A 5,959-nucleotide genomic window follows, 5' to 3' on the forward strand; every position below is an offset into this window, starting at 1 on the left:
CGGTAACGGCTGCCGCTAAATTGGGTAATGTAGATTTATTGGTTGCCGGCAGCAATGCTGCTGCGGTGGTTGAAGAGACGAAACAGGTTGCAGGCGTAGCGAAAGTTTTAGTAGCCGATGCACCCTATTACGCTGAAGGTTTGGCAGAAGAATTAGCGCCTTTAGTTGTTAAACTGGCTGTGGATTACCGCTATGTGGCTGCGACTGCAACTGCGTTTGGTAAAAATCTGTTGCCCCGAGTAGCTGCCCTGTTGGATGTGCCACAAGTTTCGGATTTAACCGAAGTTGTGGATAACTCGACATTTGTCCGTCCGATTTATGCCGGTAATGCATTTGAAACTGTTCAATCCAATTCTGAAAAACTGGTGCTGACTTTCCGTGCAACCGCATTTGATGCTGCCGGACAAGGCGGTAATGCGGAAGTGGTCAATGTTGAGGCAACGCCTGCTCAAAACCTGAGCTGTTTTGTAAACCGTCAACTTTCCCAGTCTGACCGCCCTGAATTGACTCAGGCAAAAGTGATTGTTTCCGGTGGCCGTGCATTGGGTAGTGCTGAAAAATTCAATGAAGTGTTGACTCCTTTGGCGGATGCGTTGGGTGCCGCGATTGGTGCTTCCCGTGCGGCAGTGGATGCCGAGTATGCGCCAAATGATGCCCAAGTCGGACAAACCGGTAAAGTGGTTGCGCCGCAACTGTACTTCGCTATCGGTATTTCTGGAGCTATCCAACACGTTGCCGGTATGCAGGACAGCAAAGTGATTGTTGCCATCAACAAAGATGCCGATGCTCCGATTTTCAATGTGGCAGATTACGGCTTGGTTGGTGATTTGTTTGAAGTTGTGCCTCAACTGACTGAAGCACTGAAAAACTAATGTTTCACGTGAAACGTTCAGACGGCCTTTGTTATATAAGGCCGTCTGAAAATATTTTGGCATGATTACGACCTATAAAACCATTACCACACCGACACAGGCTGAATTTAAAGATAAAGGCAGCCGCTTCATCGCATACGCCTATCCGATACGAACGTTGGCCGATGTGAAGAAGTATCTCGACCCATTAAAGGAAGAGCATCACAAGGCAAGACATTGGTGCTACGCCTATCGACTGGGTGTGGATGGAATGCAGTTTCGCGCAAACGATGATGGAGAACCGTCCGGGAGCGCAGGCCGCTCTATTCTGGGGCAGATTGATTCTGTCGGCGTAACGGATGTGTTGGTTGTGGTGGTGCGCTATTTTGGCGGTACGCTATTGGGTGTTCCCGGTCTGATTCATGCTTATAAGGAATCAACAGCTCAGGCATTGGCGATAGCTGAAGTTGTTGAAAAGAATGTCGAAAAGACAGTTTGGTTGAAGTGTGAATATCCTGTTTTGAATGAGGCTATACGGATTGCCAAACAATATCAGGCCGATATTGTAGAACAGGATTTGCAGTTGGATTGTAAGTTGACAGTGAAAATAGCATTAGCCGATTATGAAGCTTGTATTGCTGCTTGGAAAAATACGCGCCAAATTGAAGTAGATACTGATAAGTCGTTTGAATAAAAGGTCGTCTGAACATATTTGAGAAATCAAAAGTTTCAGACGGCCTTTGATGTTTTAGCCTTGGTATCTGTCTAAAGCATTTACGCTTGAGCGCAGATGTTCCCAAGCCAGTTGATGAAATTCCCCCAGTGCGTTCCATAGGGCATCTTCGCTCATAATGCTGTATTCGCCCTGTGTGCGCAAATCAACATCTGCCACTTCTTCAATGGCTTGATGGCATGCTTGGTATTCGTTGGTATAGAAGTCATCCATGTCTTGCATGAGGCTTGCGGCATGTTTCCAGCGGGCAATATCTGCTTCCAGTTGCGGCAGTAATTCGCACCATTCGCGGTATTTGCTTTGAATTTCGTCAATACGTTTTTGCATGATTTTCCTTTAGTTATTTGAAATTAGAGTATGGTTGTCTTGGTGCAATATTATTCTTAATTTGAAACATCTATACAAGATGGAACAATATTCCATCAATTGAATTTTATTTACAACATCTATTCTTCAAGGAGATGGTATGAAATTGCTCGTTATTGGTAATGGTGGACGTGAACACGCACTGGCTTGGAAATTGGCGCAGTCGTCTAAAGTTGAAACTGTCTTTGTTGCACCTGGTAATGCCGGAACGGCAATTGAGCCTAAACTGCAGAATATAGCGTTGACGGCGCATCAAGATTTGATTGATTTTTGCCGTAATGAAAATATTGCCTTTACCGTAGTCGGTCCTGAAGCTCCTTTGGCTGCCGGTGTGGTGAATGATTTCCGTGCTGCCGGATTGAAGATTTTTGGCCCGACTCAATACGCGGCCCAGCTAGAGAGTTCAAAAGATTTTGCTAAAGCATTTATGGCAAAATATAAGATTCCGACTGCGCAATACCAAACCTTTGAAAATGCCGATGCGGCACATGATTACGTCAACCAAAAAGGTGCGCCGATTGTAATTAAAGCGGATGGTTTGGCTGCCGGTAAGGGCGTGATTGTCGCCATGACTTTGGATGAAGCTCATGCTGCTATCGACGATATGTTGTTGGGCAACAAAATGGGCAATGCAGGCGCGCGTGTTGTAATTGAAGATTTCCTGCAAGGCGAGGAAGCGAGCTTTATCGTTATGGTGGACGGCAATCATGTTTTGCCGATGGCAACCAGTCAAGACCATAAACGCCTTCTGGATGACGACAAAGGCCCTAATACCGGCGGTATGGGCGCATACAGCCCTGCTCCGGTGGTAACGCCTGATGTGTACGAGCGCGCGATGAATGAAATTATTTTGCCGACTGTGGCCGGTATGAAAGCAGAAGGCCATGAGTTTACCGGCTTTTTATACGCGGGCTTGATGATTGATAAAACCGGTGCGCCTTATACCATCGAATTCAACTGCCGCTTCGGCGACCCTGAAACCCAGCCGATTATGAGCCGTTTGGATAGCGATTTGGTGGACTTGGTTGAAGCGGCAATCGATGGCAAACTGGATAGTGTTGCTGCCGAATGGAATCCGCAGACTGCAGTAGGCGTGGTGTTGGCTGCACAAAATTATCCTGACTCTCCGAAAAAAGGCGATGTGATCTTCGGCTTGGATAAAGCCAATCAAATCGGTAAAGTTTTCCATGCCGGTACTGCAACGAATGAAAAAGGCGAAGTGGTAACCAACGGCGGCCGTGTGTTGTGTGTGGTCGGTTTGGGCGATGATGTGGCACAAGCTAAAAGCAAGGCTTATGAGGCATTGGAAACAATCCGTTTTGACGGTATGCAATACCGTAAAGACATTGCTGATAAAGCCATCAACCGTTAATAATGAATAGAAATAGGCCGTCTGAACACAGATTGTCCGACAATCTCAGTTTCAGACGGCTTTGGTATTATGATGATGTTCCCCAGAATTTTATCTGCTGCAGCCCAACGTAAGCTGCAGGCGCATCTTAAAAAAGGCGGTTTGGTCGCCTATCCTACCGAGTCTTGCTATGGCTTGGGCTGTGTCCCTACTTTGCCCAAAGCACTCAATCAACTGATCCATCTGAAAAAACGACCGCAACACAAAGGCATGATTGTCATAGGCCATAGCTTGGAACAGTTGCAACCTTTACTGCAAAGGCCGTCTGAAAATATCCAAACCATGCTGCATGAAGCGTGGCCGGCTCCAAAGACTTTTTTATTGCCGGTCGGCAAAAAAGTATTGCCCTCATTGCGTGGGAAAGCACGCAGTAAATTGGCTGTCAGGGTTCCTGCGCACGCAGGTGCAAGGCGTTTGTGTCAGGTTTTGGAAATGCCTTTAGTCTCTACCTCATGCAATCGTGCAGGCAAACGGGCGTGTAAAACAGAAAGGGAAGTTAGAAGACAGTTTGGCAGGAAAGTCTGGGTTGTAGGCGGATTGATAGGTAAGCAGAAAACGCCTAGCCAGATTATTGATGGGGAAACAGGGGCAAGGTTGCGTTAAAGAAGGGCTGTATCATCAAAGGAAAGGTGTTTATTTGGAGAAGAAAATTTTTTCCAAAAGATTGGAATACCTTTGTGAAAAGCATTTAGCGCGGATCCAGTTTGATGCATGGTAGTTTGTAAATACAGCTCGATTAAGCAGATAGTAAGTCAGTAAATAGAGTAGAAAGCAGTATTTTGTGAAATGCGCTTGCAAAGAATGAAGCAAATTTTGAGCGTGAATGAATCGCTGTAATAAATTATTTTTGAATAAACAAAATTTGTGGATAAATTTGAAGATAAATTTCCATCAAAACATAAAAAGGCCGTCTGAAACTTGATATTCAAAGCATTCAGACGGCCTTTTAAATATTTAAACTGTGGATAATTTTGTGAATAAGTGTGGATTAAAGCTTATGTCCGCACACAGTTTCGTATTGTTTTTCAGTAATTGTACCGCTCATGACGCTCATTGGGCGGATGCTGGTCGGCGTATAACTTTGGTTGGAAATTACCCGGCCGTGTTCATCCATCAATTGCAGCGTTGCCAGACGATAGGTTTTGTTTGAGCAATGAATTTCCCAGCTGCCGATAGCTGTTTTATAGGCCGGCGTATTGACGAAACGTTCCTCTTTCAGTTTGGAAACGGTTTTTTTATCGCGGAAAGTAACCAGTGCGCCATTTCTTTTAATGCTGCTTCTATCAATGGCCACTTTGATATTGCCTTCAGAGATGGTGCCGATATTGGTCCAGCTGCCGCCGCCGCTTGAAGTAGTTGTTGTTTCACAGGCACTCAACATCAAAGCCGTAAATACGGTTGCAGTTAGGGAAAAACGTTTGATATTCATAAAACCTCATTATTTACAGAAAGTCAGCCGATATTATCCGTGAAGATGGCATATATCGTAAATCGATTTTGCAAAGTTGAACCTCTGAAAAGAATTTTATGAAAAATACGCTGAAAAGGCCGTCTGAAACCTGTCTTTCAGACGGCCTTGGAGTGTAAAATCATGTATAATTGCAAACAATTTGGTTTTCATCCCATAGGAAGATCCGACATGATTAACCCTATCGCTGCACTTTCCCCGTTAGATGGCCGCTACGCCAAATCCGTTGAAGCATTGCGTCCGATTTTCTCCGAATACGGCCTGATGCGTGCGCGTGTCAAAGTTGAATTAAACTGGCTCAAAGCCCTTGCCGCCGAGCCTAAGATTGTAGAAGTTCCTGCTTTCAGCGATTTTACGCTTGCCGAAATCGACAAAGTGATCGAAAACTTCTCACTTGAAGATGCCGCCGCCGTCAAAGCCATTGAGGCGACCACCAATCACGACGTCAAAGCCATCGAATATTGGCTTAAAGAGCGCTTCTCCGGCGTGCCTGAAGTGGCTGCTGCCAGCGAGTTCATCCACTTTGCCTGCACCAGCGAAGACATCAACAACCTGTCCCACGCTTTAATGCTGCAAGAAGCGCGTGAGGCTGTTTTGCTGCCGAAACTGGCCGAAATCATCGAGAAGTTGACCGGCATGGCGCATGAGTTGGCTGCCGTCCCTATGATGAGCCGCACGCATGGTCAGCCTGCTACGCCAAGCACACTGGGTAAAGAAATCGCCAATGTCGTGTACCGCCTGCAACGTCAGTTTAAAAACCTGCAAGCGCAAGAGTTCCTCGGCAAAATCAATGGCGCAGTCGGCAACTACAACGCCCATATGGTCGCTTATCCCGATGTGGATTGGGAAACTCATTGCCGCAACTTCGTTGAAATCAGCCTCGGCCTGACCTTCAACCCCTACACCATTCAAATCGAGCCGCACGACTATATGGCGGAATTCTTCCAAGCCATCAGCCGTGTCAACACGATTCTGATCGACTTCAACCGCGATGTTTGGGGCTACATTTCTTTGGGTTACTTCAAACAAAAAGTCAAAGCAGGCGAAGTCGGCTCTTCCACCATGCCGCACAAAGTCAATCCGATCGACTTTGAAAACTCCGAAGGCAACCTCGGTATGGCCAATGCCGT

General features: G+C 46.2%; 7 protein-coding genes. 5 read left to right on the forward strand and 2 right to left on the reverse strand.

From position 1 onward, the window contains the following. Positions 1-872 (forward strand): electron transfer flavoprotein subunit alpha/FixB family protein (locus ACTHSP_RS16830; RefSeq protein WP_440346502.1); only part of this gene is annotated, 872 nt, incomplete at its 5' end. Positions 873-933: 61 nt separating this feature from the next. Then, positions 934-1,545, forward strand: coding sequence for an IMPACT family protein (locus tag ACTHSP_RS16835; protein ID WP_049351337.1), 612 nt, complete (start codon positions 934-936; stop codon positions 1,543-1,545). A 54-nt stretch (positions 1,546-1,599) separates the two neighbouring features. On the opposite strand, the gene ACTHSP_RS16840 is transcribed toward ACTHSP_RS16835, so the two are convergent. Continuing rightward, complete coding sequence (locus ACTHSP_RS16840; RefSeq protein ID WP_003686705.1) at positions 1,600-1,911, reverse strand: DUF4298 domain-containing protein; 312 nt, start codon at positions 1,909-1,911, stop codon at positions 1,600-1,602. A gap of 139 nt (positions 1,912-2,050) precedes the next feature. Here ACTHSP_RS16840 and purD point away from each other — a divergent pair, with 139 nt between their 5' ends. Beyond that, positions 2,051-3,322 (forward strand): phosphoribosylamine--glycine ligase, encoded by a 1,272-nt coding sequence (gene purD / locus ACTHSP_RS16845; RefSeq protein ID WP_049351338.1) that lies wholly within the window; start codon positions 2,051-2,053, stop codon positions 3,320-3,322. A gap of 72 nt (positions 3,323-3,394) precedes the next feature. After that, positions 3,395-3,964 carry an L-threonylcarbamoyladenylate synthase gene (locus ACTHSP_RS16850; RefSeq protein WP_049329371.1) on the forward strand — a complete coding sequence of 190 codons (570 nt, stop codon included), beginning with the start codon at positions 3,395-3,397 and terminating at the stop codon, positions 3,962-3,964. 385 nt (positions 3,965-4,349) lie between these two features. On the opposite strand, the gene ACTHSP_RS16855 is transcribed toward ACTHSP_RS16850, so the two are convergent. Continuing rightward, on the reverse strand, positions 4,350-4,790 hold the full coding sequence (locus ACTHSP_RS16855; protein ID WP_049351339.1) for a surface-adhesin E family protein: 441 nt from the start codon (positions 4,788-4,790) through the stop codon (positions 4,350-4,352). Positions 4,791-5,000: 210 nt separating this feature from the next. Here ACTHSP_RS16855 and purB point away from each other — a divergent pair. Beyond that, positions 5,001-5,959 (forward strand): adenylosuccinate lyase (purB, locus tag ACTHSP_RS16860; protein WP_440346503.1); only part of this gene is annotated, 959 nt, incomplete at its 3' end.

The organism is Neisseria sp. P0001.S005 (genome assembly GCF_051963715.1).

Coding starts and splice junctions, on each gene's coding strand:
- ACTHSP_RS16835 (WP_049351337.1), top strand. CDS start 934: ATGATTACGACCTATAAAACCATTACCACACCGACACAGGCTGAATTT.
- ACTHSP_RS16840 (WP_003686705.1), bottom strand. CDS start 1,911: ATGCAAAAACGTATTGACGAAATTCAAAGCAAATACCGCGAATGGTGC.
- purD (WP_049351338.1), top strand. CDS start 2,051: ATGAAATTGCTCGTTATTGGTAATGGTGGACGTGAACACGCACTGGCT.
- ACTHSP_RS16850 (WP_049329371.1), top strand. CDS start 3,395: ATGATGTTCCCCAGAATTTTATCTGCTGCAGCCCAACGTAAGCTGCAG.
- ACTHSP_RS16855 (WP_049351339.1), bottom strand. CDS start 4,790: ATGAATATCAAACGTTTTTCCCTAACTGCAACCGTATTTACGGCTTTG.